26 protein-coding genes and 1 riboswitch are annotated in these 26,927 nt (G+C 71.2%); of the genes, 12 read left to right on the forward strand and 14 right to left on the reverse strand.

Annotated elements, in window-relative coordinates; all coding sequences use genetic code 11:
• Positions 1-36: 36 nt before the first annotated feature.
• From groL to thrC, 4 genes are all read right to left on the reverse strand, one after another.
• Positions 37-1,665, reverse strand: coding sequence for a chaperonin GroEL (gene groL / locus ACFYXC_RS30290; protein ID WP_388913058.1), 1,629 nt, complete (start codon positions 1,663-1,665; stop codon positions 37-39).
• Positions 1,666-2,050: 385 nt separating this feature from the next.
• Positions 2,051-2,257, reverse strand: coding sequence for a cold-shock protein (locus ACFYXC_RS30295; RefSeq protein WP_007493268.1), 207 nt, complete (start codon positions 2,255-2,257; stop codon positions 2,051-2,053).
• Positions 2,258-2,742: 485 nt separating this feature from the next.
• Positions 2,743-3,018, reverse strand: coding sequence for a ubiquitin-like small modifier protein 1 (locus ACFYXC_RS30300; protein ID WP_388913055.1), 276 nt, complete (start codon positions 3,016-3,018; stop codon positions 2,743-2,745).
• Between the two features lie 87 nt (positions 3,019-3,105).
• A complete protein-coding gene (gene thrC / locus ACFYXC_RS30305) occupies positions 3,106-4,428 on the reverse strand; it encodes a threonine synthase (protein ID WP_389555172.1) in 1,323 nt (440 codons plus the stop codon).
• 17 nt (positions 4,429-4,445) lie between these two features.
• A riboswitch (SAM riboswitch) is annotated at positions 4,446-4,603 on the reverse strand.
• Positions 4,604-4,815: 212 nt separating this feature from the next.
• Here thrC and ACFYXC_RS30310 point away from each other — a divergent pair.
• Both ACFYXC_RS30310 and ACFYXC_RS30315 read left to right on the forward strand, forming a co-directional pair.
• Positions 4,816-5,763 carry a glucosyl-3-phosphoglycerate synthase gene (locus tag ACFYXC_RS30310; protein ID WP_389555173.1) on the forward strand — a complete coding sequence of 316 codons (948 nt, stop codon included), beginning with the start codon at positions 4,816-4,818 and terminating at the stop codon, positions 5,761-5,763.
• A gap of 212 nt (positions 5,764-5,975) precedes the next feature.
• Positions 5,976-7,388: a trehalose-6-phosphate synthase gene (locus ACFYXC_RS30315; protein WP_389555174.1), complete on the forward strand. Its 1,413-nt coding sequence runs from the start codon at positions 5,976-5,978 to the stop codon at positions 7,386-7,388.
• A 95-nt stretch (positions 7,389-7,483) separates the two neighbouring features.
• Here the strand turns inward: ACFYXC_RS30315 and otsB are convergent, their stop codons facing one another.
• From otsB to ACFYXC_RS30330, 3 genes are all read right to left on the reverse strand, one after another.
• Complete coding sequence (gene otsB / locus ACFYXC_RS30320) at positions 7,484-8,341, reverse strand: trehalose-phosphatase (protein ID WP_388913043.1); 858 nt, start codon at positions 8,339-8,341, stop codon at positions 7,484-7,486.
• Positions 8,342-8,370: 29 nt separating this feature from the next.
• Positions 8,371-8,610, reverse strand: a complete 240-nt coding sequence (locus tag ACFYXC_RS30325; RefSeq protein WP_388913040.1) for a DUF3263 domain-containing protein — start codon at positions 8,608-8,610, stop codon at positions 8,371-8,373.
• Between the two features lie 306 nt (positions 8,611-8,916).
• The gene (locus ACFYXC_RS30330) at positions 8,917-10,182 is read right to left on the reverse strand and encodes an extracellular solute-binding protein (protein WP_389555176.1); all 1,266 of its coding nucleotides are present in this window, start codon (positions 10,180-10,182) and stop codon (positions 8,917-8,919) included.
• Positions 10,183-10,346: 164 nt separating this feature from the next.
• On the opposite strand from ACFYXC_RS30330, the gene ACFYXC_RS30335 reads away from it, so the two are divergent.
• The 4 genes from ACFYXC_RS30335 to ACFYXC_RS30350 all read left to right on the forward strand — a co-directional run bounded on the left by ACFYXC_RS30335 (position 10,347) and on the right by ACFYXC_RS30350 (position 14,008).
• Positions 10,347-11,300 carry an ROK family protein gene (locus tag ACFYXC_RS30335; RefSeq protein ID WP_388913036.1) on the forward strand — a complete coding sequence of 318 codons (954 nt, stop codon included), beginning with the start codon at positions 10,347-10,349 and terminating at the stop codon, positions 11,298-11,300.
• Positions 11,301-11,395: 95 nt separating this feature from the next.
• A complete protein-coding gene (nagA, locus tag ACFYXC_RS30340; protein WP_389555276.1) occupies positions 11,396-12,571 on the forward strand; it encodes an N-acetylglucosamine-6-phosphate deacetylase in 1,176 nt (391 codons plus the stop codon).
• Between the two features lie 51 nt (positions 12,572-12,622).
• Positions 12,623-13,561, forward strand: coding sequence for a 1-phosphofructokinase family hexose kinase (locus ACFYXC_RS30345; protein WP_389555177.1), 939 nt, complete (start codon positions 12,623-12,625; stop codon positions 13,559-13,561).
• Between the two features lie 96 nt (positions 13,562-13,657).
• Positions 13,658-14,008 carry a peptidase inhibitor family I36 protein gene (locus ACFYXC_RS30350; protein WP_389555179.1) on the forward strand — a complete coding sequence of 117 codons (351 nt, stop codon included), beginning with the start codon at positions 13,658-13,660 and terminating at the stop codon, positions 14,006-14,008.
• 78 nt (positions 14,009-14,086) lie between these two features.
• Here ACFYXC_RS30350 and ACFYXC_RS30355 read toward each other — a convergent pair whose 3' ends face one another.
• A complete protein-coding gene (locus ACFYXC_RS30355) occupies positions 14,087-15,046 on the reverse strand; it encodes a carbohydrate-binding protein (protein WP_389555181.1) in 960 nt (319 codons plus the stop codon).
• 118 nt (positions 15,047-15,164) lie between these two features.
• A complete protein-coding gene (gene cdgB, locus ACFYXC_RS30360; RefSeq protein WP_388913025.1) occupies positions 15,165-16,865 on the reverse strand; it encodes a diguanylate cyclase CdgB in 1,701 nt (566 codons plus the stop codon).
• Between the two features lie 324 nt (positions 16,866-17,189).
• On the opposite strand from cdgB, the gene ACFYXC_RS30365 reads away from it, so the two are divergent.
• Positions 17,190-17,753: a flavin reductase family protein gene (locus tag ACFYXC_RS30365; RefSeq protein WP_388913022.1), complete on the forward strand. Its 564-nt coding sequence runs from the start codon at positions 17,190-17,192 to the stop codon at positions 17,751-17,753.
• A 374-nt stretch (positions 17,754-18,127) separates the two neighbouring features.
• Here ACFYXC_RS30365 and arfB read toward each other — a convergent pair whose 3' ends face one another.
• Positions 18,128-18,556, reverse strand: coding sequence for an alternative ribosome rescue aminoacyl-tRNA hydrolase ArfB (gene arfB / locus ACFYXC_RS30370; protein ID WP_388913019.1), 429 nt, complete (start codon positions 18,554-18,556; stop codon positions 18,128-18,130).
• Between the two features lie 225 nt (positions 18,557-18,781).
• Between arfB and ACFYXC_RS30375 the strand changes: the two genes are divergently transcribed.
• Both ACFYXC_RS30375 and ACFYXC_RS30380 read left to right on the forward strand, forming a co-directional pair.
• Complete coding sequence (locus tag ACFYXC_RS30375; RefSeq protein ID WP_388913016.1) at positions 18,782-19,357, forward strand: TerD family protein; 576 nt, start codon at positions 18,782-18,784, stop codon at positions 19,355-19,357.
• Positions 19,358-19,483: 126 nt separating this feature from the next.
• Positions 19,484-19,999 (forward strand): GNAT family N-acetyltransferase, encoded by a 516-nt coding sequence (locus ACFYXC_RS30380; RefSeq protein ID WP_389555184.1) that lies wholly within the window; start codon positions 19,484-19,486, stop codon positions 19,997-19,999.
• On the opposite strand, the gene ACFYXC_RS30385 is transcribed toward ACFYXC_RS30380, so the two are convergent.
• A complete protein-coding gene (locus tag ACFYXC_RS30385; protein WP_389555185.1) occupies positions 19,996-21,429 on the reverse strand; it encodes a M1 family metallopeptidase in 1,434 nt (477 codons plus the stop codon). The two genes, ACFYXC_RS30380 and ACFYXC_RS30385, sit on opposite strands and share 4 nt — an antisense overlap.
• 114 nt (positions 21,430-21,543) lie before the next feature.
• Here ACFYXC_RS30385 and ACFYXC_RS30390 point away from each other — a divergent pair, with 114 nt between their 5' ends.
• A complete protein-coding gene (locus ACFYXC_RS30390) occupies positions 21,544-22,044 on the forward strand; it encodes a hypothetical protein (RefSeq protein ID WP_388913007.1) in 501 nt (166 codons plus the stop codon).
• Between the two features lie 273 nt (positions 22,045-22,317).
• Here the strand turns inward: ACFYXC_RS30390 and ACFYXC_RS30395 are convergent, their stop codons facing one another.
• Positions 22,318-23,037: a pentapeptide repeat-containing protein gene (locus ACFYXC_RS30395; RefSeq protein WP_389555187.1), complete on the reverse strand. Its 720-nt coding sequence runs from the start codon at positions 23,035-23,037 to the stop codon at positions 22,318-22,320.
• A 135-nt stretch (positions 23,038-23,172) separates the two neighbouring features.
• On the opposite strand from ACFYXC_RS30395, the gene ACFYXC_RS30400 reads away from it, so the two are divergent.
• Both ACFYXC_RS30400 and ACFYXC_RS30405 read left to right on the forward strand, forming a co-directional pair.
• Positions 23,173-24,408, forward strand: coding sequence for an NAD(P)-binding protein (locus ACFYXC_RS30400; protein ID WP_389555189.1), 1,236 nt, complete (start codon positions 23,173-23,175; stop codon positions 24,406-24,408).
• A gap of 71 nt (positions 24,409-24,479) precedes the next feature.
• Positions 24,480-25,463: a zinc-binding dehydrogenase gene (locus ACFYXC_RS30405; RefSeq protein ID WP_389555190.1), complete on the forward strand. Its 984-nt coding sequence runs from the start codon at positions 24,480-24,482 to the stop codon at positions 25,461-25,463.
• Between the two features lie 65 nt (positions 25,464-25,528).
• On the opposite strand, the gene ACFYXC_RS30410 is transcribed toward ACFYXC_RS30405, so the two are convergent.
• Both ACFYXC_RS30410 and ACFYXC_RS30415 read right to left on the reverse strand, forming a co-directional pair.
• Entirely contained in the window at positions 25,529-26,035 is a 507-nt protein-coding gene (locus ACFYXC_RS30410; protein WP_388912995.1) for a GNAT family N-acetyltransferase, read from the reverse strand.
• Positions 26,036-26,075: 40 nt separating this feature from the next.
• Complete coding sequence (locus ACFYXC_RS30415; RefSeq protein ID WP_389555193.1) at positions 26,076-26,924, reverse strand: aminoglycoside phosphotransferase family protein; 849 nt, start codon at positions 26,922-26,924, stop codon at positions 26,076-26,078.
• Positions 26,925-26,927 lie beyond the last annotated feature (3 nt).

A 26,927-nucleotide genomic window follows, 5' to 3' on the forward strand; every position in this document is an offset into this window, starting at 1 on the left:
GCACGTACTACGGGTTATGAACTACCGAGCCGGGGCTCAGAAGTCCATGTCACCGCCCGGCATACCGCCACCGGCGCCGGCGCCGGCTGCGGCCTTCTCCGGCTTGTCGGCGATGACGGCCTCGGTGGTGAGGAACAGCGCGGCGATGGAGGCGGCGTTCTGCAGGGCAGAGCGCGTGACCTTCGCCGGGTCGATGATGCCTTCGGCGATCATGTCCACGTACTCACCGGTCGCGGCGTTCAGGCCGTGGCCGACGGGCAGGTTGCGGACCTTCTCGACGATGACGCCACCCTCGAGACCACCGTTGACGGCGATCTGCTTGAGCGGGGCCTCCAGGGCGAGCTTCACGGCGTTGGCGCCGGTCGCCTCGTCACCCGTGAGCTCGAGCTTCTCGAACACCGAGGAAGCCTGGAGCAGAGCCACGCCACCACCGGCGACGATGCCCTCCTCGACGGCCGCCTTCGCGTTGCGAACGGCGTCCTCGATGCGGTGCTTGCGCTCCTTGAGCTCGACCTCGGTGGCGGCACCGGCCTTGATGACGGCCACGCCGCCGGCCAGCTTCGCCAGACGCTCCTGGAGCTTCTCGCGGTCGTAGTCCGAGTCGGAGTTCTCGATCTCGGCACGGATCTGGTTGACGCGACCGGCAACCTGGTCCGCCGAGCCCGAGCCGTCGACGATCGTGGTCTCGTCCTTGGTGATGACGACCTTGCGGGCACGGCCCAGCAGGTCCAGACCCGCGTTCTCCAGCTTGAGGCCGACCTCCTCGGAGATGACCTCGCCGCCCGTGAGGATGGCGATGTCGCCGAGCATGGCCTTGCGGCGGTCACCGAAGCCCGGAGCCTTGACGGCGACGGACTTGAAGGTGCCACGGATCTTGTTGACGACCAGCGTCGACAGCGCCTCGCCCTCGACGTCCTCGGCGATGATCAGCAGCGGCTTGCCGCCCTGCATGACCTTCTCGAGGAGCGGGAGCAGGTCCTTGACGTTGGCGATCTTCGAGTTGGCGATCAGGATGTACGGGTCGTCGAGGACGGCCTCCATACGCTCCATGTCGGTGGCGAAGTACGCCGAGATGTAGCCCTTGTCGAAGCGCATACCCTCGGTGAGTTCCAGCTCCAGACCGAAGGTCTGGGACTCCTCGACGGTGATGACGCCTTCCTTGCCGACCTTGTCCATCGCCTCGGCGATGAGCTCGCCGATCTGGGTGTCGGCGGCGGAGATGGAGGCCGTCGAAGCGATCTGCTCCTTGGTCTCGACATCCTTGGCCTGCTCAAGGAGGGCACCGGAGACGGCCTCGACGGCCTTCTCGATACCGCGCTTGAGAGCCATCGGGTTGGCGCCGGCGGCTACGTTGCGCAGGCCCTCGCGGACCAGCGCCTGGGCGAGAACGGTCGCCGTGGTCGTTCCGTCGCCCGCGACGTCGTCCGTCTTCTTGGCGACTTCCTTGACCAGCTCGGCGCCGATCTTCTCGTACGGGTCCTCGAGCTCGATCTCCTTGGCGATGGAAACACCATCGTTGGTGATCGTGGGGGCGCCCCACTTCTTCTCGAGGACGACGTTGCGACCCTTGGGACCAAGGGTGACCTTGACGGCGTCGGCGAGCTGGTTCATCCCGCGCTCGAGACCGCGCCGTGCCTCCTCGTCGAACGCGATGATCTTGGCCATGTGAAGTGGTCCTCCCGGACTGGGGTGGAATCTCCAGGACCGCGCCTGCGCCCGCGACGGACGGCCTGCCGACCTCGTGGTTCCTTGCCCCACCCGGCCTGCGGGCCTCACCGACCCGGTCCTCGTTGTCACTCTCACCTTCAGAGTGCTAACGCAATGATTAGCACTCGACCCATGAGAGTGCAAGCGCCTCTCGATGATCCCCAGGTGAGAACGGGTGCGACACCCGGGCACCCGGCCACCCAGGGCACCCGGCGACCCCGCGCCTCGCGTCCCGCAGGTCCTGCGCCCCGCCTCCCGCGCCGCGGCATGCCGAAGGGCTCGCACCCCGTGAGGTGCGAGCCCTTCGGAAGAAGAACGTCGCTGCAGTAAGTCGGCGCGTGCTTCAGCCGGTCGCCAGACGGACCATGTCCGCCTGCGGCCCCTTCTGGCCCTGCGAGATCTCAAAATCGACCCGCTGACCCTCTTCCAGGGTGCGGTAGCCGTCCATCTGAATCGCGCTGTAGTGGACGAAAACATCCGCACCACCGTCGACCGCGATGAAGCCGTACCCCTTCTCCGCGTTGAACCACTTGACGGTGCCCTGAGCCATGCCTAACTCCCCTATTACTGGCCCTTGCACAGACCCGCACTTCGCGGATCCGGGTCAGACCTCACCCCCCAACGGTTGGGGGTGTGCGCCGGAACGCGTCGACCGCGGCTGAATGTATCTGTCCAACTGCCGTCTGCAACAGGTCAATCCGACGAGAATTCTGGGCGCGGCCGATCGGCGATATGTGAAGGATTCACGAAGATTCAGGGCAACTCGGGCCCCACGAATGCCATAAACGGCTCAAAAAGGCCGGGCACTTTGGCTGCTTCTGGTCGGGCTCCGGGCGCGATCTCATATGCGCCGGACCGACGGAGTGCAGCAGCTTCCCCAACTGTACCGCGCTCAACCATACAGAATTGCCCCCTCCGCTTCTCTCACGGAGGGGGCAATTCGATGAACTCTGCGTGTCGGGAATTACCGAGGGTAATTCCGGCCGCCGGACCGGTTTCGGCCCCGGTGGCCGGGAGGCGCGGCCGGGGGCCCGCTCAGCCGCCGGCGACCGCCGGGATGATCGAGACCCCGGCGCCGTCCGGCGTCGCGGTCTCGAGCCCCTGCTCGAACCGGACGTCGTCGTCGTTCACGTACACGTTGACGAACCGCCGCAGCTTGCCCTGGTCGTCCAGGACACGGGCCGCGATACCGGTGTGGTTCTTCTCCAGATCGGCGATGACGTCGCCGAGGGTCGCCCCCTCGGCATCCACCTCGGCCTTGCCGCCGGTGTAGGTACGCAGAATGGTCGGGATGCGGACGTTGACACTCATGGGGACCTCCGGTCGGGTGCGGAGCGCCCGATAGGGGCGCGGGGAACTGCGCGGCCGGCCAGCCGGCCCGCAGGTGTCGGACGACGGTCAGGAACCGAGCCCGGCCTCGTGGAAGGAGTCGAGGTTCGGGCGGATGGTCGCGGTGAGTCCCGTGTCGGAGGCCACCGCGTCCAGAGTCTTCAGCCCGTCCCCCGTGTTGAGGACGACGGTCGTCAGGCTGGGATCGAGCAGCCCGCTCTCGATCAGCTTCTTGGCGACCCCCACGGTCACCCCGCCGGCGGTCTCCGCGAAGATCCCCTCGGTCCGCGCCAGCAGCTTGATCGCGTCGACGATCTGCTCGTCGTCCACGTCCTCCACGGCCCCGCCCGTCCGGCGGGCGATGTCGAGCACGTAAGGACCGTCCGCCGGGTTGCCGATCGCCAGCGACTTGGCGATCGTGTCCGGCTTCTGCGGCCGTACGACGTCGTGCCCGGCCTTGAAGGCGACGGACACCGGCGAGCAGCCCTCGGCCTGGGCGCCGAAGATCCGGTACGGCTTGTCCTCGACGAGGCCGAGCTCGATCAGCTCCTTCAGCCCCTTGTCGATCTTCGTGAGCTGGGAGCCGGAGGCGATCGGCACGACCAGCTGGTCCGGCAGCCGCCAGCCGAGCTGTTCGCAGATCTCGTACGCCAGGGTCTTGGACCCCTCCGCGTAGTACGGCCGCAGGTTGACGTTGACGAAGCCCCAGCCCTCGCCGGCCGGGTCGCCGATCAGCTCGGAGCAGAAGCGGTTCACGTCGTCGTAGTTGCCCTCGATGCCGACGAGCTCGCCGCCGTAGACCGCGGCCATGACGACCTTGCCCTGCTCCAGGTCGTGCGGGATGAACACGCACGAGCGGAAGCCGGCCCGCGCGGCGGCGGCACCGACCGCGCCCGCGAGGTTGCCGGTGGAGGAGCAGGAGAGCGTGGTGAAGCCGAACGCGCGCGCGGCCTCCAGCGCCTGGGCGACGACACGGTCCTTGAAGGAGTGCGTCGGGTTGCCGGAGTCGTCCTTGACGAAGAGCTTGCCGGCGTCGACGCCCAGCTCGCGGGCCAGGTTGTCGGCCTGGACGAGCTTGGTCCAGCCGGGGTTGATGTTGGGCTTGCCGGCGACGTCCGCGGGGACGGGCAGCAGCGGCGCGTAGCGCCAGATGTTCGCGGGGCCCGCCTCGATGCGCTTGCGGAGTTCCTCGGTGTCGTAGTCCGAGAAGTCGTACGCGATCTCCAGCGGGCCGAAACACTCCTCGCAGGCGAAGACCGGACCGAGCGGGACGCGGTGGCCGCACTCACGGCAGGACAGCGCGGCGGCCGGGCCGAGGTCGACGGAGTTCGCAGCGGGGGTGGGGTTCGTGGTGCTTGCATTCGTGGTACTTGCAACAGTCTGCGCAGCCATGGAGGCGAGGCCCTTTCTCCTCATCTTCCTCACGGCGCACTTCGCCGTGAGACGGATTTGGCACCTTCCCTAGCCGGGAGCCTCGCTGCGCTGATCGACGATGATCAGGACGAGACCGGCTGGAGGGTTGCCGGGGCTTCAACGGGCCGTATCCCTCTGCCCCTCTGGATGAGCGGTATTCGATTGTGGTGTTTCGCGTGCTGTGTCGCCGTGCTTTTGGTTGTCCACGCAACGACCCCCGACATGCGATGGTCATCAGCGTTGCTCAAGACTGTAACCGAAGGGCTGGATGGTGGAGAGAGCCGTCCGAACCGCGAGATGACCGTCACACCGGTCCTCCGTCTCGGCGGACCCCCGCATCCCGATGAACGCAAGGGAGAGCCGCACGTGCTGGAAGACGTCGAGCGCTGGCTGAGCACGCGCTCCTGGTCCGTCGAGGACCGTCCGCTCAAGAAGATCCTCGCCGCGAAGCGGGCCACCGGCTCGACGGTGAGTGTCGTACTGCCCGCGCTCGACGAGGAGGAGACCGTCGGCGAGATCGTCACCGTGATCCGCCGTGAGCTGATGAGCGCCAGGGTGCCGCTGGTCGACGAGGTGGTGGTGATCGACTCGGGGTCGACGGACCGTACCTCCGAGGTCGCCGCCGCCGCGGGGGCCCGTGTCGTGCACCGGGACCGGATACTGCCGCGCATCCCGGCCGTGCCCGGCAAGGGCGAGGTGCTGTGGCGTTCGCTGCTCGTCACCCGCGGGGACATCGTGGCCTTCGTCGACGCGGACCTGAAGGAGTTCTCGGCGGACTTCGTCTCCGGGATCGTCGGACCGCTGCTCACCGATCCCGGCGTGCACCTGGTGAAGGCGATGTACGACCGCCCGCTGGGCTCTGCCGCGGGGCAGGGCGGCCGGGTCACGGAACTGATGGCGCGCCCGCTGCTCAACATGCACTGGCCGCGGCTGGCGGGCTTCGTCCAGCCGCTGGGCGGGGAGTACGCGGCGCGCCGCTCGCTCCTGGAGCGGCTTCCGTTCCCCGTCGGGTACGGGGTGGAGCTGGGCATGCTGGTCGACGCGCTGCACCTGGTCGGCCTGGACGCTCTCGCGCAGGTCGACGTCGGCGTCCGCAGGCACCGCCACCAGGACGGGCAGGCGCTCGGGCGGATGTCCGCGGCGATCTACCGCACGGCGCAGGTGCGGCTCGCCCGCGGGCACATGATCCGACCCGAGCTGACCCAGTTCGAACGCGGCCCACACGGCTTCGAACCGCGCACACACTCGGTGGACATGGAGGAACGCCCCCCGATGACGGACATAACGGAATACCACACCCGCCATGCAGCCTGACCCCCACCACCGCGCAACCTTCAAGGGGCGCGGGGAACGGCGCAGTCTTTGAGGGGCGCGGGGAACGGCGCAGGTTTTCAGGGGCGCGGGGAACTGCGCAGTCTTTTGGGGGCGCGGGTAACGGCGCGATCAACCCCCACCGGCCGGCAGGCACCCCCACCCACGGCGAGTGGAACGTTTGAGCGGATAGCCCTGCGGCTAGATTTCGAGTCATGGCTTCCACGCACGGCACCCACCCCGTCCTCGTCGCGTCCAACCGCGGCCCGGTCTCGTACACGAAGGACGAGTCCGGAGAGCTCACGGCCAAGCGCGGCGGCGGCGGTCTCGTATCGGGGCTCTCCGCCATCGGCCCCGACGCCGGCGCCCTCTGGGTCTGCTCGGCCCTAGGCGACGGCGACCGCGAAGCCGTACGGCGCGGCGTCGGCGAGGACGGCGTCCGGATGCTCGACATCGACGCGGACACCCACGCGGCCGCCTACAACGGCATCGCGAACTCCGCCCTGTGGTTCGTCCACCACATGCTCTACCAGACCCCCCTGGAGCCCGTCTTCGACGCGGAGTTCCGGCGCCAGTGGGCGGCCTACGAGACGTACAACCACGCCTTCGCCGAGGCACTGGCCGAGGAGGCGGCGGACGGCGCCGCGGTCCTCGTCCAGGACTACCACCTGACGCTCGTGCCGCGGATGCTCCGCGAACTCCGCCCCGACCTGCGGATCAGCCACTTCTCGCACACGCCGTGGGCCCCGGTGGACTACTTCCGGCTGCTCCCGGACGACATCGCGGCGAAGGTCCTCGACGGGATCCTCGGCGCCGACCGGGCCGCGTTCCTGACCCAGCGGTGGGCGGACGCGTTCACCGCCTGCTGCGAGACCGTCCTCGGCCCCGACGCCCTGGCGGACACCCGGATCGGCGTGCACGGCCTCGGCGCGGACGCCGACTTCCTGCGCGAGCGCGCGCACCGGCCGGACGTCGACGAGCGGATGGCCGCGCTGCGGGAGCAGATCGGCACCGCGCCCGACGGCACCGCCCGCAGGACGGTCGTGCGGGTGGACCGGACCGAGCTGTCCAAGAACATCGTCCGCGGACTCCTCTCCTACCGGCAGTTGCTGGAGGACCGGCCCGAGTGGCGCGAGCGGGTCGTGCACGTGGCGTTCGCCTACCCCTCGCGCCAGGACCTGGCGGTCTACTGCGACTACACGGCCGAGGTGCAGCGGGTCGCCGACGAGATCAACTCCCGGTACGGAACGCCCGGCTGGACGCCGGTCGTGCTGCACGTGAAGGACGACTTCGCGCGCTCCCTCGCGGCGTACCGGCTGGCCGACGTGGCGCTCGTGAACCCGATCCGCGACGGCATGAACCTCGTCGCGAAGGAGGTCCCGGTCGTGTCGGACGACGGATGTGTGCTGGTGCTGTCGCGGGAGGCGGGGGCGTACGAGGAGCTGGGCGAGGACGCGGTCGTGGTCAACCCGTACGACGTCGTCGGCACGGCGGAGGCGCTGCACGAAGCCCTGACGGTGCCGCCGGGCGAGCGGGCGGAGAGGACCAAGCGACTGGCCGCGGCCGCCACCGCGCTGCCTCCGGCGCGGTGGTTCCTGGACCAGCTGGACGCGCTGCGCTCCGCGTAGCGGAACGGTGGAACGGGGGCGCGGGGTTGTTCGTCGGGTGCCGGCCCGGTGGGGGCTGGTCGCGCGGTTCCCCGCGCCCCTTACGGGGCGCGCCCCTAGCGGGGCGCCAGGTGGGCGGCCAGGGTCGTGAGGAACTGGGTCACTCCCTCGGGGCCCGCCACCACCAGGTCCGCGCGGTCCGTGAGTTCGGTGACCTCCGTGCTGCCGCTGCAGACCAGCAGGCCCGGGACGCCGTCGGAGCGCAGCTTCTCCACGGCGGCGAAGGCGGGGAGGTCGCCGAGGTCGTCGCCGCAGTACATGACCGACTCGGCGCCCACCTCACGTACGTACTCGCCGAGGGCCACGCCCTTGTCCATGCCGGGCGGGCGCAACTCCAGCACCATCCTCCCCGGTTCGACGATCAGGCCGTGCCGCTGCGCGAGCAGGGCGAGCGGCTCGCGCAGTGCCTCGAAGGCGGCCTGGGGGTCCTGGGCGCGCCGGGTGTGGACCGCGACGGCCCGGCCCTTCTCCTCGATCCAGCTGCCCTGCCAGGCGCCGATGCCGTCGAGGAAGCCGGGCAGTTCGGCGCGGGCGGCCGCTACGCCGGGGTGCGGGGCGGGGGCCCGGACGGTGCCGGTGACGGCGTCCCAGCGCTCCGCCCCGTAGTGGCCGAGCACGACGAGGTGGTCGAGGCCCGGGACTCCGGCGAAGCCGCCGTACCGCACGGCGACGCCCGCCGGCCTGCCGGTGACGACGGCCACCGACGCCACCGCCGGGGCCAGCGCCGCCAGCGCGGGCACGGCGTCCGGGTGGGCGCGGGCCTGTTCGGGATCCGGGACGATCGGGGCGAGCGTGCCGTCGAAGTCGAAGGCGAGGACGGCCTTGTCGGGCCGCGCGAGGATGGCGTCGAGACCGTCTCGGCCCGCCGTGGTCAGGGGGTTCGGAAGCGACGATGGGTCGGGATGACTGGCCATGCTTCGACCCTATCCGCCGAGGTGGGGACTTACGCCTCCCGCTCGGTCCTGCGTACCTCCCGGACCCGCCGCAGCCGGTTGACCGTCACGGGGTCGTGGGCCAGCGCCCGCTCCGTGTCCAGCAGGGCGTTCAGCAACTGGTAGTACCGGACCGGGGCGAGCCCCAGCTCCTCCCGGATGGCCCGCTCCTTGGCCCCGGGAGCCCCCCACCCCCGCCCCTCCAGAGCAAGCACACCCCGCTCCAACGCACTGAGCCCCACATCACCCATCCCCCCAACCTAACCCCCACCAACGACAAAGCCCCCGCCCCTCAGACACACAGACACCGACGCACCCCGCAAGGGGCACGGGAAACGGCGCATTCTTCAGGGGCGCGGGCAACACCGCAGCTTTCGCCTCCCAGGGACGCGCGGAACGGCGCAGTTTTTCAGGGGCGCGGGGAACGGCGCAGTCCTTTAGGGGCACGGGGAACGGCGCAATCTTCTAGGGGCGCGGGGAACTGCGCGACCAGCCCCCACCGACCCCGCACCCACCCCACAAACCCCCAGCCACCCCACCCCCGCCAACCAGCGGAGCTAAGACGCGTTCTGGGCAGTCACAGCCCCCCGCTGCAACCGCCCAAGCACCTGCGCCGGACTCCCCCGGTCCCCCACCGCCGCCCCGATCTCCCGCTTGATGTCCGCGCTGACCCCGGCCCACGACGTCTGCCCCACGGGATACAGCTCGGCGTTCGGCAACTCGTCGAGGAAGCCGACGAGATCCGCGTCACCGGCGTCCGCCGCCATCGCCTCGGACGCCGAGGTCGTCACCGGCAGCAGGTCGTACTCGTGCGAGAACTCCAGCACGTTCTTCTCGCTGTACACGTAGTCAAGGAAGTCCCCGATCTGCTCCCGGTGCCCGTTCTTCTTGAACGCCATCATCCAGTCGGCGACACCCATCGTGGACTTGGACCGCCCGGCGGCGCCGGGCATCGGCACCATGCCGAACTTCACACCCTTCGCCGCGGCGGCCTTCATCAGCGTGGGGTGGCCGTTCAGCATGCCGACCTCGCCGCGCGTGAACGCCGCGAAGGCTTGCGCGCGGTTGAGCTCCCCGGGCGCGACCGGCCCGGTGAGGCCCTTGCCGACGAGCTTGTCCTTGAGCCAGGTGAAGGTGTCCACGTTCTGCTGCGAGTCGAGCGCGTAGGAGCCGACCGTGTCGGTGTACCCACCGTCACCGCTGAGCAGCCACATCATGGTCTCGGCCTGTGCCTCCTCCGGCCCGAGAGGCAGCGCGTACGGGTACTTCACGCCCTCCGCCTTGAGGGCCGCGGCGGCGGACGCGAGCTCGCTCCAGCTCTTCGGCGGAGTGAGGCCGGCGTCGGCGAAGAGCTTCTTGTTGTAGAAGAGCAGCCGCGTGGAGGAGGCGAAGGGCATCCCGTACTGCGTCCGGTTGATCTCCCCGGCGGCGGACAGCCGTGTCACGAAGTCGGACTGGGTGTCTATGGAGAGCACGTCGTCGGCCCGGTAGAGCTGCCCGGCGTCGGCGTAGTCTGCGTACGCGCCGATCTGGGCCAGGTCGGGCGGATCGCCGTCGGCGACCATGTTCTTGACCTTGGCGTCCACGTCGTTCCAGGAGTGGACACTCACCTCGACGTCGACGTCCGGGTGCTCCGCCTCGTACGCATCGGTCAGCTTGTCCCAGTACTTCTGCGAGCTGTTCGCCTGGGAGTCGCCGTAGTCCGCCGCCACCAGTCTCAGCGTGACGCTCCCGGACCCGGTGGAGCTGCCGCAGCCTCCGAGGGCCGCCGTCACACCCAGTGCGGACACCACCGCGATCAGACCTGTCACTCGCCGCTGCACTGCTGCCGTCCTCAACCCTGTCGAGCCTGCTCTCGCGCCCGCGCGTCCGCGTGCCCGCGGATTCGCTGGTGCGATCGCATCTTTCGATTAGCAATTTTCGCTCTAAGGTCTACACCACGTAAGTGGACTAGACCTCTCACGGGGTAAGGGGCGACACTGTGCGTGTGAGACACGTCATCGCCCTGGATGTGGGCGGCACCGGGATGAAGGCCGCCCTCGTGGGGGCGGACGGCGAGCTGCTGCACGAGGCCCGCCGCACGACGGGCCGGGAGCGCGGCCCGGACGCCGTCGTCGAGTCGATCCTCGCCTTCGCGGCCGACCTCCGCGCGTACGGGGAGAGCCACTTCGGCGGCCCCGCGGCGGCCGCCGGTGTCGCCGTCCCCGGCATCGTGGACGCCGACCGCGGCATCGCCGTCTACGCCGCCAACCTCGGCTGGCGCGACGTACCCCTGCGGGACCTGCTCAGCGGACGGCTGCACGGGGTGCCGGTCGCCCTCGGCCACGACGTACGCACCGGTGGCCTCGCCGAGGGCCGGATCGGCGCCGGTCGCGGCACGGACCGCTTCCTCTTCGTACCGCTGGGCACGGGCATCGCGGGTGCGATCGGTATCGACGGCCGGGTGGAGGCGGGCGCGCACGGCTTCGCGGGCGAGATCGGTCACATCGTCGTACGCCCCGGGGGCGCCCCCTGCCCGTGTGGGCAGCGCGGCTGTCTGGAGCGGTTCGCGTCCGCGGCCGCGGTCAGCGAGGCATGGGCCGCGGCGACCGGCGACCCGGACGCGGACGCGGCGGACTGCGCGAAGGCCGTCGACGCCGGGGACACCCGGGCGCGGGCGGTCTGGCAGGAGGCGGTGGACGCGCTCGCCGACGGGCTGGTCACCGCGCTCACCCTGCTGGACCCGCGCACCCTGATCATCGGTGGCGGTCTCGCCGAGGCGGGGGAAACCTTGTTCACACCACTGCGCGCCGCGGTCGAGCGGCGCGTCACCTTCCAGAAACTGCCGTCCATCGTCCCCGCGGCCCTGGGGGACACGGCCGGCTGCCTCGGCGCGGGCCTCCTCGCCTGGGACCTGCTGGCCACCCCGTCCACCCCCGCCCCGGAGGTATCCGCCCGATGACCACTGAGCGAACGTCTCCGGCCCGGATCCACGAAGGCGCCCCGCAAGGGGCGCGGGGAACGGCGCGACAAGCCCCCACCGACCGGCGGCCGACGATCCTCACCGGAGCCGACGTCGTGCTCCCCACCGGAACGGTGCACGGCGGACGAGTGATCGTCGAGGGCACCCGGATCGTTGGGAGCGCTCCCGACGACGCCCCCCGCACCGACCTCTCGGGGCACTACCTGGTGCCCGGCTTCGTGGACATGCACAACCACGGCGGCGGCGGAGCCTCCTTCACCTCGGGGCCGGTCAAGGACATCCTCAAGGGCATCCACACCCACCGTCTGCACGGCACCACGACCCTCGTCGCCTCCACCGTCACCGGCGACATGGACGGCCTCGCCCAGCGGGCCGGCCTCCTCTCCGAACTGGCCGAGCAGGGTGACCTCGCGGGCATCCACTTCGAGGGCCCGTTCATCTCCCCGTGCCGCAAGGGAGCGCACTCCGAGGAACTGCTGCGCGATCCCGACCCGGCGGAGGTCCGCAAGCTGATCGACGCGGCACGCGGCCAGGCCCGCATGGTCACCCTCGCCACCGAACTGCCGGGCGGCATCGACTCCGTACGCCTCCTCGTCGAACACGGTGTCATCGCGGCGATCGGGCACACGGACGCGACGTACGAGCAGACGGCGGAGGCGATCGACGCGGGCGCGACCGTGGCGACGCACCTGTTCAACGCGATGCCCACGCTCGGCCACCGCGCCCCGGGACCGATCGCGGCGCTGCTGGAGGACGAGCGGATCACCGTCGAGCTGATCAACGACGGCGTCCATCTCCACCCGGCCTCCCTCCAGTTGGCGTTCCATCACGCGGGCCGCGGGCGGGTGGCGTTCATCACGGACGCGATGGACGCGGCGGGCTTCGGCGACGGCCGGTACATGCTCGGCCCGCTGGAGGTGGAGGTCGCGGACGGCGTGGCACGCCTCGTGGAAGGCGGTTCGATCGCCGGCTCGACGCTCACCCTGGACCGGGCCTTCAAGCGGGCGGTGACCGTGGACCGGCTGCCCGTCGAGGACGTGGTGTCGGCCATCTCCGCCAATCCGGCACGGCAGTTGGGCCTGTACGACCGGGTGGGCTCGCTGGAGCCGGGCAAGGACGCCGACCTGGTGGTGCTGGATGCCGGCTTCGAGGTCGTCGGCGTGATGCGGCGGGGCGAATGGCTGGTCGAACCCCTGACCGGCCCGGCCGATCGGGCGTCCCGGGGGCTGGGCCGGCCGCCGTTGCTTTGACATGATCGAGCCTTCGGACAGGCACGGCGCGCTCGGGGGAGGTCGGCCCAGGTGATCCTCACGGTCACGCTGAACACCGCTCTCGACATCACGTACCGCGTACGGGAGTTGCGGCCGCGCGCGTCCCACCGGGTCGACGAGCTGACCGAGCGGCCCGGCGGGAAGGGCCTGAACGTGGCCCGGGTCCTCGCGGCCCTCGGCCACGAGGTGACCGCGACCGGATTCGCGGGCGGCGCCACCGGGCGGGCCCTGCGGGACCAGCTCGCGCACACGCCGGACGTCGTCGACGCGCTGGTCCCGGTGAGCGGCTCGACCCGCCGCACGATCGCGGTGGTCGACACGACGGCCGGTGACACGACTCAGCTCAACGAACCAGGACCGGAGATCACTCCCGCCGAGTGGTCCGCCTTCCAGGAGGCGTACGAGGTGCTGCTGCGCTCCTGTTCGGCGGTGGCCCTGTGCGGCAGTCTGCCTCCCGGGGTGCCGGTCGGGGCGTATGCCCGACTCGTGCGCGCCGCCCGGGCGTCGGCGGTTCCCGTGCTGCTCGACACGAGCGGGGAGCCGTTGCGGCGGGGGATCGCCGCGCGGCCCGACATCGTGAAGCCGAACGCGGACGAACTGGCCGAGCTGACCGGCTCGCACGACCCTTCGCAGGCCTCCCGGGACGCCCGTCGGCGCGGGGCGCACTCGGTCGTGGCGTCGCTGGGTGCGCAGGGGCTGCTGGCCCGTACGCCGGACGGGGACTGGCGGGCCGCTCCGCCGCGGGCCGTGCGCGGCAATCCCACGGGCGCGGGCGACTCCGTGGTGGCGGGGCTGCTGTCGGGGCTGGTGGAACGGTTGCCCTGGCCGGAGCGGCTCTCCCGGGCGGTCGCCCTGTCCGCGGCGAGCGTGCTGGCGCCGGTCGCGGGGGAGTTCGACCGGCCGGCGTACGAGGAACTGGTGCACCACGTCACCGTCGACGTCTGCCCACATCAGGTCGAGGCGTGGTGAAGGGCGGATGCCCGCGCCGCCCCGTTAATCACTCGTGCAACTGTGCGCCCCGAGTTAGCATCACGAAGACCGTTGATCAAGAAAAAGGGGCTTCGCATGAGCATACTCAGGAAGAGTCTGACGCTGACCGCCTTGGCCGGCGCGCTGCTGGGCGGCACGTTCGTCTCACCGGCCGCGGCGGCCGATCCCAACACCTGCCCCAAGGGATACGCCTGCGGCTGGACGGGAGCGAACAGGACCGGCGAGAGGGCCGTCAACTCCCTGACACCCGGCTGCTATCCCCTCAACAGGATCAACCGGTCCGTCTCGAACCAGACGTCCTACCGCGTGGAACTGTGGCACGTCACCAGCGGCTGCGGCACCGGCACCAAGCTGGCCACTCTGAAGCCGGGCACCTACGCGGACAACCCCGGCGCCGTCAACGGGATCGCGGTCTACAAGATCTAGTGCCGCGGCCTTCCTGACGAAGGCCGGACCCGGGGGACGTCGAAGGTGCTTCGCCCGCGACGGGCGGAGCATCGCGCTCTACTTCCAGCCGCTTTCGAGCCACAGCTGGTCCAGGTTGACGTCACACTGGTTTCCCGTCTCGCAGGACAGCTTGACGACGTTGGTGCCCTTGCTCAACTGGATGTTGGCCCACGTCTGCGTCCAGCCCTTTTCGTAGGCGCCCTCGGCGGCCTCGGCGAAATTGGCCAGGTTGAGCGGCCGGTTCTGCGCCTCGCCGTTGATCGTGAGTGTGGCGTTCGCGTCCTTGCCGGGCACACCGTAGTTGACGTACAGCGTGTACTTGCCGCTCTTGGGGATGTCGTTCACCGTCCAGCTGACGGACGCGCCGACCTGGTTGAAGCCGGCCACATACACGCCCCCGGCGCCCTTCGCGCCCTTGACGTCCGAGGCGGCCGTCACACCGGCGCCGAGCTTCAGGGCCTTCGCGTCGATCTTGGGCAGCTCGACCGCGTCCTCGGCCTTCTTGGTGGACGTCTCGCTCGGTTCGGCGCTCTGGCCGGCGGAGGCGGTCGGCCCCGCGGCGTCGCCGGTGTTCTTGTCGTCGTCCGAGTCGCCGCCGAGCATCGCGATCCCGATACCGATCACCACGGCCGCGACCACGGCGACGGCGCCGATCAGCAGACCCCTGGTGTTCGGCCCGCGGCCCCGGCCGCCGCCCCTGCCGCCGTGCTGCGCGTGCTGGTGCGGGGTGGACACGCCGCCGGAGAAGTTCTCGGACGTGACGTGGTTCGCGGCCGGCCGGCCGTACGTGGCCTGCTGCTGCGGCACCTGCCCGTACTGCGCGGTGGGGGCGCTCTGCGCGGCGGACTGTCCGTACTGGCGCTCACCCACCGGACGCACCCGGTTCACCGAGCCGGGGTAGCCGTAGCCACCACCGCCGCTCGGCGGCTGGGCTCCGGCGGCCTGCCCGTCGGCGTACAGATAGCCGAACGGGTCGTCGTCCTCGGGCGTGCTCGCGCCGTTGTTGCCGGGCGTCATCCCTTGGTCTCCTAGCGGGTGCGGTTCAGATGCGGTACGGGGGATCGAAAGGCGAGCCTACCCGCTTCCCGTGCCCCAAACGGGTGACTCAGCTCGCACGGCACCCCTGACCTGCGGATCAGCCCGCACGCCTGTGCGCTTTGGGACGAGACCGTTTCTCTACGTACATCCGCTCGTCAGCGGACTGCAAGACCTCGTCCGCCGACATGCCGCACTGTGCCCACCCGATGCCGAAGCTGGCGCCGACCCGCATGGCACGCCCGTCGACCCTGATGGGCTGGATTATCTCGTTGCGCAGCCGCACCGCGAGGTCCTGCGCGTCGGCCCGCCCGAGCCCGTCGGCGAGCACCACGAACTCGTCACCGCCGAGCCGGGCGACCGTGTCCCCGTCCCGCACGGCACCGCTCAGCCTGCGGGCCACCTCGATCAGGACGGCGTCACCGGCGTTGTGCCCGAAGCGGTCGTTGATCGACTTGAAGCCGTCGAGGTCGCAGAAGAGGACCGCGAGCCCCTTCGTGCCGTCGTCGCGCTCCCCCTCGGGTGTGACGGTGTGGACATGGTGGTCGTACGCGTCGAACGCGTCCGGGACCGGCCGGTAGTCGAAGCCGTGCCCGCTCACGTCGTACCGGCCGTTCGCGTCGTACTGGCTGTTCGCGTTGCGCGCGGCGACCACCTGCCCGTACGCCGCGTCGATCGTGTCGACCACGCCGGGCTCCGTCGCCGTGGGGCGCGCGCACAGCCGGGCGGCGAGCCGGGAGCGCAGCTCCGCGGAGTTCGGCAGTCCGGTGAGCGAGTCGTGCGAGGCGCGATGGGCGAGCTGCAGCTCGCGGCGCTTGCGCTCCTCTATGTCCTCGACGTGGGTGAGCAGGAAGCGCGGCCCGTCGGCGGCGTCCGCGACCACGCTGTTGCGCAGCGACACCCACACGTACGTGCCGTCGCGGCGACAGAGTCTCAGCTCGGCGCGCCCGCCCTCGGCGGAGGTCCTGAGCAGGGTCCCGATGTCCTCGGGGTGGACGAGGTCGGAGAAGGAGTAGCGGCGCATCGAGGAGGCGGGGCGGCCGAGCAGCCGGCACAGCGCGTCGTTCGTCCGCAGGATCCGGCCGTGCTGGTCGCCGCCCATCTCGGCGATGGCCATGCCGGAGGGGGCGTACTCGAACGCCTGCCGGAAGCTTTCCTCACTGGCTCGCAGCGCCTGCTGCTCGCGCTCCAGGCGGACGAGCGCGCGCTGCATGTTGCCCCGCAGCCGCGCGTTGCTGATGGCTATGGCGGCCTGGAAGGCGTACATCTGCAGGGCCTCGCGGCCCCACGCGCCGGGATGACGTCCGTTGCGCGGACGGTCCACGGACAGGACGCCGATCAGTTCGCCGCAGGAGACACCCGGGACGCCCGGGGTGTACATGGGGGCGAAGAGCCGGTCGGCGGGGTGCCACTCGTCCTCGAACCGCGGTTCGGGCCCGTCGGTGTACCACTGCGGGACGTCGTCGTCGTCGAGGACCCAGCCCTCGGTGTGCGGTATGAAGCGCAGGTCGCCCCACGCCTCGCCCATGGTGAGCCGGCGGTCCCAGGAGGTACGGGAGCCCACGCGGCCGGTGATGAGCGCTTCGGCGGCGCTGTTCCCGGCCAGGGCGGCGACCACCAGATCGCCGTCGGGCTGGACGAGGTTGACGCAGGCCAGTTCGTAGCCGAGGCCGTTGACGACTCCGTCGGCGACGGTCTGCAATGTGTCGGCCAGACTGCGGGCCGTGTTCATGTCCGCCATGACCTGGTGCAGTTGCCGCAGTGTCGCAAGGCGGACGTACGGCTCCGACTCGGTCTCCATTCGCCCTCCCCTCGAGACCTCGACAGCAACTCCAGGGGTCTCTCCCGGCCTACGCCTGCCAGCTTCCCCGCCACTGAATCACAGCGCGCTGCTCACTCGGTACACAGGGTCAACAAAATATGGCACCTGTGACTCAAGTCACAGGGGAAGATGAACAATTGAGTAGAGTTTCTGTGTTTTCGCGGTGTGTTTACTGAACGCAAATTTGTGGAAGATGTGGGCGCCCCTGGTGGGAGATCCGCGTCGCACTCCCTCTTCAGTCCTAGGACCCGGTTCGGGCGTTGGTCGGATGTGTCGAACGTTGGCGGAGAATAGCGTCTTCCCGTGCTGAACACTCCCTATGCAGCTCCTTCCACCCCGTCCGTGCATGCTGAGGGGGTGAGCAACGACGACTTCCGCGCCGCCATGTCCCGGCTGGCCGCCGGCGTGGTCCTGGTGACCGCGCACGAGCCGCAGTCCGACCCGGACGGCCCGAGCGGCGAGGACGTCGGCATGACGGCGACCTCCTTCATGTCGGTGTCCCTGGACCCGCCCCTCGTGCTCATCGGCCTGCGCGAGGGCTCCCGGATGGACGACCTGCTCGACGAGCAGCCCCTGTGGGCGGTCTCCTTCCTCTCCGAGGGACAGAGCTCCGTCGCGAGCCGCTTCGCCATGAAGAACCGCATCTCCGACCGCCTCCTCTTCGCGGACGTGCCGCACGTCCACGGGCGGTTGTCCGGGGCGCCGCTGGTGGAGGGCGCCCTGGCGACCCTGGAGTGCCGCACCGAACAGCGGGTGACGGCGGGCGACCACACCCTGGTGATCGGCCGGGTCCTGACGTCCTCGCTGCCGGGTGCGGACGGCGGCCCGCTCACGTACTTCCGCGCCCGCTACCGGCAGCTCGGCTGAGGGCCCTCCCCGCACTCCCGGCCGGGCGTCCGACGCCGGACACGACCGTGTACGACTGTGAAGCCGGACGTGCCCGCCGGGTGGTACCCCCGGAGTGCGGTCGGCCGGGCCCGCCGATCCCTGGCGGGCGGCGCCCCACGGACGCCCACGCCCCTTACGCCCGCGCCGCTTTCCGCATGAGGAAAATCACATACAGGAGAAACTGTCCCGGGCGTGTTCCGTCGCGCGTTCCGGCGCACTTTCCTCCGGCCTTTTCTTCCGCCGTCAGAAAACCCGTTCCCACCGGTACGACGCCTCGTGCGGGCGGCTGACGAAAGGCGGGGAAAGCAAAGAGCGGCAGGCCCGGCCCGCCGCTTCTCTCCCCCGTCCCCGGCTCATCCCCAATCGCGCCCGGAGCGGCCGCGCTTGGTGTCCCCGCGCTGTTTCTTCTCGCGAAGCCGGCGCTCGTTGATCCCCCGGGGAATACGGGTGGCCCGGCGCGGCCTGGGGGGCGGGGCGCTGGCCTCGGCGAGCAGAGAGGCGAGCCGCACGGCCGCCGTCTCCCGGTTGCGCCACTGGGACCGGTGTTCGGAGGCGCGCACCGCGACGACCCCGTCGACCAGCCGGTCGGCGAGCCTGGCGAGCGCCCGCTCCTTCCACACCGGCGGCAGCGACTCGGTCTTCGCGAGGTCGAAGCGCAGCTCCACCTGCGTGTCGGTCGTGTTGACGTGCTGGCCACCCGGCCCGGAGGAACGCGAGAAACGCCACATGAGCTCGGCCTCGGGCAGGGAGACGGAGCCGCGGATGACGTAGGGACCGGACATGCCCCCATGGTCCCCCGCCTGTCCGGTCCCCGTCACCCGCTTTTCGGCACCGGACCCGCGTGTGGCCTGCCCTCGCGCCGCTCAGGTAAAGAAAGTAAAGAGGAGCGGAACCCTGGGGACCCCCCTCGGCGTTCTTAGGGTTGGCGGTAGCTTCGTCCCGTACGAAGCCCGACGCGCAGCACCGCACGACCCGTACGTACATAAACGAGGGAAGGACTCCCAACAATGGCTGTAAGCCTGTCCAAGGGTGGCAACGTCTCGCTCACCAAGGAGGCTCCGGGCCTGACCGCCGTCACCGTGGGCCTCGGCTGGGACGTCCGCTCCACCACGGGTACCGACTTCGACCTGGACGCCTCGGCCATCGCGGTCAACACCGAGGGCAAGGTCTACTCGGACGCCCACTTCATCTTCTTCAACAACAAGCAGACCCCGGACCAGACGATCGTCCACACGGGCGACAACCGTACGGGTGAAGGCGCCGGCGACGACGAAGCGATCAACGTCAACCTCGCCGGTCTCCCGGCCGACATCGACAAGATCGTCTTCCCGGTCTCGATCTACGACGCGGAGACCCGCTCGCAGAACTTCGGCCAGGTCCGCAACGCGTACATCCGCATCGTGAACCAGGCCGGCGGCGCCGAGATCGCCCGCTACGACCTCTCGGAGGACGCGGCCACCGAGACGGCCATGGTCTTCGGCGAGCTGTACCGCAACGGCGCGGAGTGGAAGTTCCGCGCGGTCGGCCAGGGCTACGCGTCCGGCCTCGTCGGCATCGCCAAGGACTTCGGCGTCAACGTCTGATCCAGGACGCGCACGCATCCGAGGGCCCTGGCCCGGCCACGGCCGGACCAGGGCCCTCGTCCTTCGCCGAGCGCTCCCTCCACCGGCTCCCGGCTGCCGGCTGCCGGGGTGCCCTAGCCTGCCCGCGTGATCCTCGAACCCCTGGCCCTCACCCCCGACCACGACCTGCCGGGTCCCCTCCTCACGGAACTCACCGCGCTCTACGCCTCGAACCACGCGTTCTACGCCCTCAGCGGTGACTTCCCCGACCCGCACGACATCCGGCCGGAGCAGGTGGCCAGGGCGCTGGCGGACGAACTGGCGAACCCGGACGTGGAGGTCCTGGGGGCCCGCAGCGCCGGACGGCTCGTCGCGGTCGCGATCACCCTCGCGCACCACCCGGACCCGGCCGACCCGGACCCCTGGATCGGTCTGCTGCTGGTCGACGCGGCCGAGCAGGGCAAGGGGCACGGACGCCGCCTTGCGGCACACGTCGAGGACCGCTTCCGGGCGGCGGGCCGGGAAGCCCTACGGCTCGCGGCGCTGGACAACAACCCGGCGGCGCTCGCATTCTGGACGGCCATCGGATACGAGACCATCGGCCACCGTAAGGACCGCCAACTGGGCCGGCCCTGCGCGGTACTGCGCAAGATCCTGCGCTAAGGCGTTTCTTTCTCGGCCGGGACCGCGGCGGGCCGGCCCTCCCCGTACAGCCAGTCCGCCCAGATCCGCGAGAAGTCCACGCCCGGCGCCTTCCTCTCCACGTAGGCGGTGAAGTCGTCCGTGTCGGCGTTGCCGTGCCGGTGGACCGCGGCCCACCCGCGGAGGATCCCCCGGAACACCTCGTCACCGGTCTCCTCGCGGATCCTGTGCAGAACCATGGCGCCCCGCTCGTACACCGGACTGCCGGAGATCCTGGCGGCATTCGGCGGCCTGCCGGGCGGAAAGGCCCAGACGGCGTCACCGTCCGCCTTCTTCTCGAAGTAGTCGCCCGCGTACAGCAGGTCGAAGACCTCCTGGGCCGAGTCCCCGCCGTGCTCCTCGGCCCACAGCCACTCGGCGTACGTGGCGAAGCCCTCGTTCAGCCACATGTCACGCCACGACTCGGGGGTGACGGAGTTCCCGAACCACTGGTGGGCCACCTCGTGGACGAGGAGCTCCAGACCGGGGGCGCCGGGGAACACGGGCCGGTTCTGCGTCTCCAGGGCGTACTCGGCGTCCCCCTCCCCCACCACGATCGCCCCGGCCGACGAGAACGGATACGGCCCGAAGGTGCGCTCGCCCCACGCCACGACCTCGGGGATGCGCCCGAGCACCTCAGCACTCGCCGCGATCTGACCGGGATCCACGGCCACGTACACGGGCAGCCCGTCCCCGGTCCGCGAACGGCGCACCGCGAACTTCCCCACGGCGACGGTCGCCACGTACGACGCCATGGGCTCCCCGACGTGCCAGCGGAAGACGTCCCGCCCGCCCTCCCTCGTCCTCCCCCGCAACTCCCCGTTGGAGACGGCCTGCAACCCCGCCGGCACGGCGACGGTGATGTCGTACGCCGCCTTGTCACCCGGGTGGTGATTGCCGGGGAACCACGCCCTGGCCCCGACCGGCTCACCGAGCGCGAGGGCGCCGTCCTCGGTGACCAGCCACCCCTCCTCGGAACCGTCCGGATCACGCACGACCTCCGGCAGCCCGGAGTAGCGCACCACGACGGTGAAGCCGGCGCCCTTCCGCACGGCGGCACGCGGACGCACCACCAGCTCATGGCCGCCTCCGCCTTCGCGGTGGAACCGTGCGGCCCGCCCCGCCACCTCCACCGACCCGACCCTCATCCCCTGGAGATCGAGAGAAAAGGCGCTCAGGTCCTGCTCCGCCCGCGCCTCGATCTCAGCCTCCCCCACCAGCCGCCGGACCCCGGGCTCGTAGCCGAGCGTGAGCCTGTAGTGGAGGACGTCGTATCCCCCGTTCCCGGCCGCGGGGAAGTACGGATCGCCCGCCCCCGTGGCGCCGGCCGAGCGGCGCGCCCCCGCATCACCGGCGGCAAGCGCGCACACCAGCAGAACGGCAACGGGAAAAAGGGCGGCGGACCGGGGCATGACGGCGATCCTAGGGCGCTTCTTTTGGATCAGCCCGGGTCCGCGGGGCGCCCGGCGCCTGATCCGACCTGATCCAAAAGAAACGCCCTGGGCCGGCGTGACACCATCACCCACGTGCTCGACATCGGCTACGCCCTCTCGTCCCGGTTCCCGGACCCCCCGCAGACCGACTACCGCCGCGCGGACGTCCACGCCCTGCGCCACGACCTGTTCTGCGGGGACGTCTACCTCGCCGACACCAAGGCGGACCGGGAGCTGTCCACAGCCTGGGGATGGGTGCCGGTGCTGGACTTCGCGTGGGCGCTGTGCGACATCGTCGAGCAACTCGACCAGGATCCCCTGGGCAGCAGGGCCTCCCGCCCCCAGCGCGCCGAACTGGACTTCACCGAGTCCACCGACCGCATGCTCTTCGAGCGCCGCTTCGGCTGGGTCGACATCGAGTCCGACTGGATGCCCGGTGACGAGCCCCCGCTCACCTTCTCCCACGCCGAACTGCGCCGCGAGGCCCGCGACTTCCTCCACGACCTCCTGGCCGACCTGACGGACCTCCACGAGACGCTCCGCGAGAACCCGGCGATCTGGACCCTGGAAGCCCGCTTCCCCCGGCTCCCCTGACAGACCCACAGCGGAACGGGCGGGACCGGCCGGCCCGCACCCGGCGATCCGCGCGGGAGCGGGCCGTGCCGGTGCGTCGAGAGTTCGCCGCGTAGGGCTCCTCCAGGAAACGGTTCGCCGGTGGAGCCACAGTCGTACACCCGGGGGCGGCGAACTCGACGCACCGGCACGGCCCCGACCCCACCGGCCCACCGGTCCGCCACCCCCATCAGCCCGCCACCCCGCCAGGACACCGGCCCACCAGCCCGCCGCCCACCCGTCGAAACGGGACCGTCACACGTCCACCCCCACCACCCGGACCCCCACCTCCGCGGCGAACACCCCCGCCAGATCCAGCAACTGCGCCGGACTGATCACCGCCCCCGCCAACCGGTCGACCCCGCGCGCGAACCCCACCTCCGCAGCCCGCCGCAGATCCACATCCGTCAGCGACACCCCGCTGAAGTCCGCCTCCTTCAGCACACAGTCCACGAACTCCACCCGCTCCAGCCGCGCGCCCCCGAAGTCCGGCTCGACGAGCACGCACCCCTCGAACACCACGTCCCGGATCCGCGCCTCCCGGAGATTCAGGTAGTCGATCTTCCCGCCACGGAAGACCACCCGCTCCAGCACGGCCCCGTGCAACTGCACCCCGCCCAGCCGCGCGTCGACGACCTCCACGTCCCGGAAGGTCGCCGAACCGAGGTCCGTCCCCACCCCTCGCAGCCCGGTGAGCACGGAGTCCAGCACCCGCGCATGGTGCAGCCGCGTCTCGTCGACCGCACATCCCGTCAGCGCGCAGTCCATGAACCGCGCACCCCCACCGTCCTGCGCCACGAGATCCAGATCGGTGAACCGCAGGCCGTCGTAGTCCCCGTCGGGCTCCAGCGGCCCGCCCCCGTACGGTTCGAGCTCCGGCAGCCGCACCTCCGGCCTCCGCGCCCCCTTGACCCCGGCCCCCTTGCCGCCTGCGCCTCGGCCCCCCGCGCCCGCCTTCACCGCTCTGCTCGCCATCACCCCATCCTGCACCCACCCACTGACAACACCTCTCACCAGCGGCGACTCCCCTGATGTCACATCCCGGCCCCCCGGACGAGTCCTAAGGAGCAACCACCAGAAAGCACCCCGCCGAAAGGGAACGCCCACCCCATGCACCCCACACCCCGAACACCCCCCACGCCCCACACACCTCGCAGGCCGCACACACCCCACATCACCATCATCGGCGGCGGCCTGGCCGGCCTCACCGCCGCCATCTCCGCGGCGGAAGCAGGCGCCAAGGCCACCGTGTACGAGGCCCACCACACCCTCGGCGGCCGAGCCCGCACCGCCGACGACCCGTACAGGACGAACGAGGGCCCCCACGCCCTCTACAAGGGCGGCCCCCACTGGACCTGGCTGAAGCAACGCGGCCTGCTCGGCGAACTGGCCCCGCTCCCGCCCCTGGAAGCCGCCCGCCTGCGCCTCCACCACCACGGCGCCCTCCGCCGCATCCCACCCCTCGCCATGCTCAGGATCCTCCGCCGGACACCTCAACAGGCGCCCGTCAACCAGGATTTCGCGTCCTGGGCCACGGCCGTCGCCGGCCCCGAGGGCGCCGCGGCGGCGGCGAACTATTCCGCCGTCGCCCTCTTCCACCACGACCCCGGCTCCCTCTCCGCCGCCTTCGTCCAGGAACGCCTGCGCCGCGCCACGAAGCTCCCCCCGGAGGCGCACTACCCGCGCGGCGGCTGGGCGGGCGTCGTCGACAGGATGGCGGCCCGGGCCTGGAACCTGGGCGTACGCGTGGAGACCCTGGCCCGCGTCGACGCGCTCCCCACCGGCCACGGCGAACGCGGCCCGGTCATCGTCGCCACCTCCCTCGACGCGGCCCGCGCCCTCCTCCGGGACAGCTCCCTGACCTGGCCGAGCGGCCGCACGGCCCTGCTCGACCTGGCCGTCCGCACCCGCAGGGGCGACGCGTTCGCCGTCTCCGACCTCGACGCCCCCGGCTGGATCGAGCGGTTCACGGCCCAGGACCGGACCCTCGCCCCGCCCGGCGAACAGCTGTTCCAGGGGCAGTTCCCGGTCGCCCCGCACGAGTCCCGGGCGGACGGGATCGCCCGGGCCGAAAAGCTCCTCGACCTCGCCGCCCCGGGCTGGCGCGACCGGACCACGTACCGGCGCGAGGCGCTGGCGAACGGCCGCACGGGCGCGGTGGACGTCCCCGGCACGAGCTGGCGCGACCGCCCGCGGGTGGACCGCGGCGACGGCGTCTATCTGGCGGGTGACCAGGTCGCGGCCCCGGGCGTGCTCTCCGAGGTGTCGTTCAACAGCGCGCTGGAAGCGGTGTCCCTGGCCCTTCGGATCCGCAGCAGGGCGGGCCTTGACCTCAAGCATGCTTGAGCTTGAAGACTGGGCCCGGTCCAGGCCACCGCACCACACGGCGGCCCCCCACTCCACCCCGAGGAAGCCGCATGCACGCCATCCGCCTCCACGCCTTCGGCCCGGCCGAGAACCTCACGTACGAGCAGGCGCCGTCCCCCCACCCCGCCCCCGGCCAGGTGCGTATCGCGGTCGCCGCGGCCGGCGTACACCTCCTGGACACCGCGATCCGGGAGGGCGTCAAGGGTCCGCTGCCGGAACTCCCCGCCCTGCCCACGATCCCCGGCCGCGAGGTGGCCGGCACGGTCGAGTCCCTCGGCGAGGGCGTCGCCGCCCTGTGGCTCGGCAGACGCGTCGTGGCCCATCTGGGCTTCGCGCCGGGAGGGTACGCCGAACTCGCGGTCACCGACGTGGACCGCCTCCACGAGATCCCCGCGAACCTGGACTTCGCACAGGCGGTCGCGATGATCGGCACGGGCCGTACGGCGATGGGAATCCTCCAGTTCGCCGACCTCACCCCCGACTCCGTGGCCGTGGTCCCGGCGGCCGCGGGCGGCATCGGCACCCTCCTCGTGCAGTACGCGAAGCACGCGGGCGCCACCGTGATCGGCCTGGCGGGCGGCCCGGACAAGGCCGCCCTCGTCGAGAAGAACGGCGCGGACCTCGCCGTCGACTACCGGGACCCGGGCTGGCCGGACCGGGTGCGGCGGTTCCTCGGCGACCGCCGGGCCACCGTCGTCTTCGACGGCGTGGGCGGCGACGCGGCCCGCGAGGCGGTCGCACTCCTCGCCCGCCCCGGCGGCAGGCACCTCGTCTTCGGCTGGTCGGCCGCGGGTCTGCGCGACGGCGCCCCGTACCTCGTGGACGGGGTGTCCGAGTCGGTCCTCGGCCCCGCGATGATGCGCAGGTCCGGCGGGCCCGACCCGATCCGCACCCTGGAACTGCGCGCCCTCACCGAAGCCGCCGAAGGCCGGTTGGTCCCGGCGGTCCACCGCTTCCCCCTCGCCGAAGCGGCCACCGCCCACCACGCACTGGAAACGAGGGCGACCACCGGCAAGGTGGTCCTGGAACCCTGACCTGACCTGGCCCGTCCTGACCGGCCCGCCCCGGCCCCCTCCCCCGGCGATGCTGCCCTCAGCCCTCAGCCGCCAGCTCTCCGTGCCTCCAGCCCTCCGGCCTTCGCGCCCAGCTCCGCCAGCGCCCCGTCCGTCAGCCGGTACACCGACCACTGGTCCTGCCGCCGCGCCCCCAGCGCCTCGTAGAAGTCGATCGACGGCTGGTTCCAGTTGAGCACCGCCCACTCCAGGCGCTCGTACCCCCGCTCCACGCAGATCCGTGCCAGCTCCCCGAGCAGCGCCTTCCCGTACCCGGCGCCGCGTGCCCCGGGCCGTACGTACAGGTCCTCCAGGTGGATGCCGTGCACCCCGCGCCAGGTCGAGAAGTTCAGGAACCACAGCGCGAAGCCGGCCGGCTCGCCCTCCGGGGACTCCGCGAGGTGCGCGAACGCGGCCGGCCGGTCCCCGAAGAGCGCGTCCCTCAGCTGCTCCTCGGTGGCCCGGGCCTCCGCCGGCACCTTCTCGTACGTGGCCAGTTCACGGATCATGGCGTGGATCACGGGCACATCAGCGGGAGTCGCCGTACGAATCATGCGGGCAGGCTACGACACCCGTACCCCGGCTCTCCGTGCGTCACCGCCCCAGCAGCATCCGCGCGACGGCCACCTGCTCGGCGTCCGGTTCCCCGCCCTCCTCGACCAACCACAGCGAGTTCTGCAGGACCCGCCCCAGCGTCCAGGCGCGCGCCCGCTCCCGGTCCAGGCCAAGCGTCTCCGTCAGCAGGTCGAAGCGGCGCGTCGACGCGCCCTCGCCGAACCGGCTCCAGAGCGCGGGCAGCAACTCGAAGCACGGGTCCCCGGCGAGCGGCTTCGGATCGATGACGAGCCAGGGTTCACGGTCGGCCGCGAGGATGTTCTCGAAGTGCAGGTCCCAGTGCAGCAGCCGGTCCCCCGGCTCGTCCGCGACCTCCCGCACGGCCGCCGCGCAGTCCGTCAGCAGCCGCCGGTCGTCGTCGGCCGCGAGTGAGGCGAGCACGGCGGGCAGCCGCTCGAACATGTCCGCCGTGATGTCGTCGAGACGCCGCAGTCCCGGCGGCGCCGGTACGGCCGTGATCCGTGCCAGCAGCCCGGCGAGGACCGCGGTCGCCTCCATCACGTCCGGCACGGCGGCCAACGGCCGGTTCTCGTCGAGCCGTTCCAGCAGCAGTGTGCCGGTCTCCGCGTCCTCCGCCAGCAGCCGTACGGTCCCGTCGCCGCCCCAGGTCCGCAGGGCGAGCCCCTCACCGGCCGTCTCGTCGTCGAGGTCCTGCAGTTTCAGCGCGGCCCGTGTGCCGTCGTCACGCACCACGGGCAGCACGACCGAGACCCGCCCGCTCATCGGCGGCCCTTCCTGCCACAACCCCCACCGTTCGAGAAATCGCCCGCCCCGCGCCGTCAGCCGCCCGTATCGCACCTTCGCCCTCACCCGTCCTTCCAGAACCACGGA

Source organism: Streptomyces sp. NPDC002701, from assembly GCF_042889045.1.
Taxonomy (GTDB): domain Bacteria; phylum Actinomycetota; class Actinomycetes; order Streptomycetales; family Streptomycetaceae; genus Streptomyces.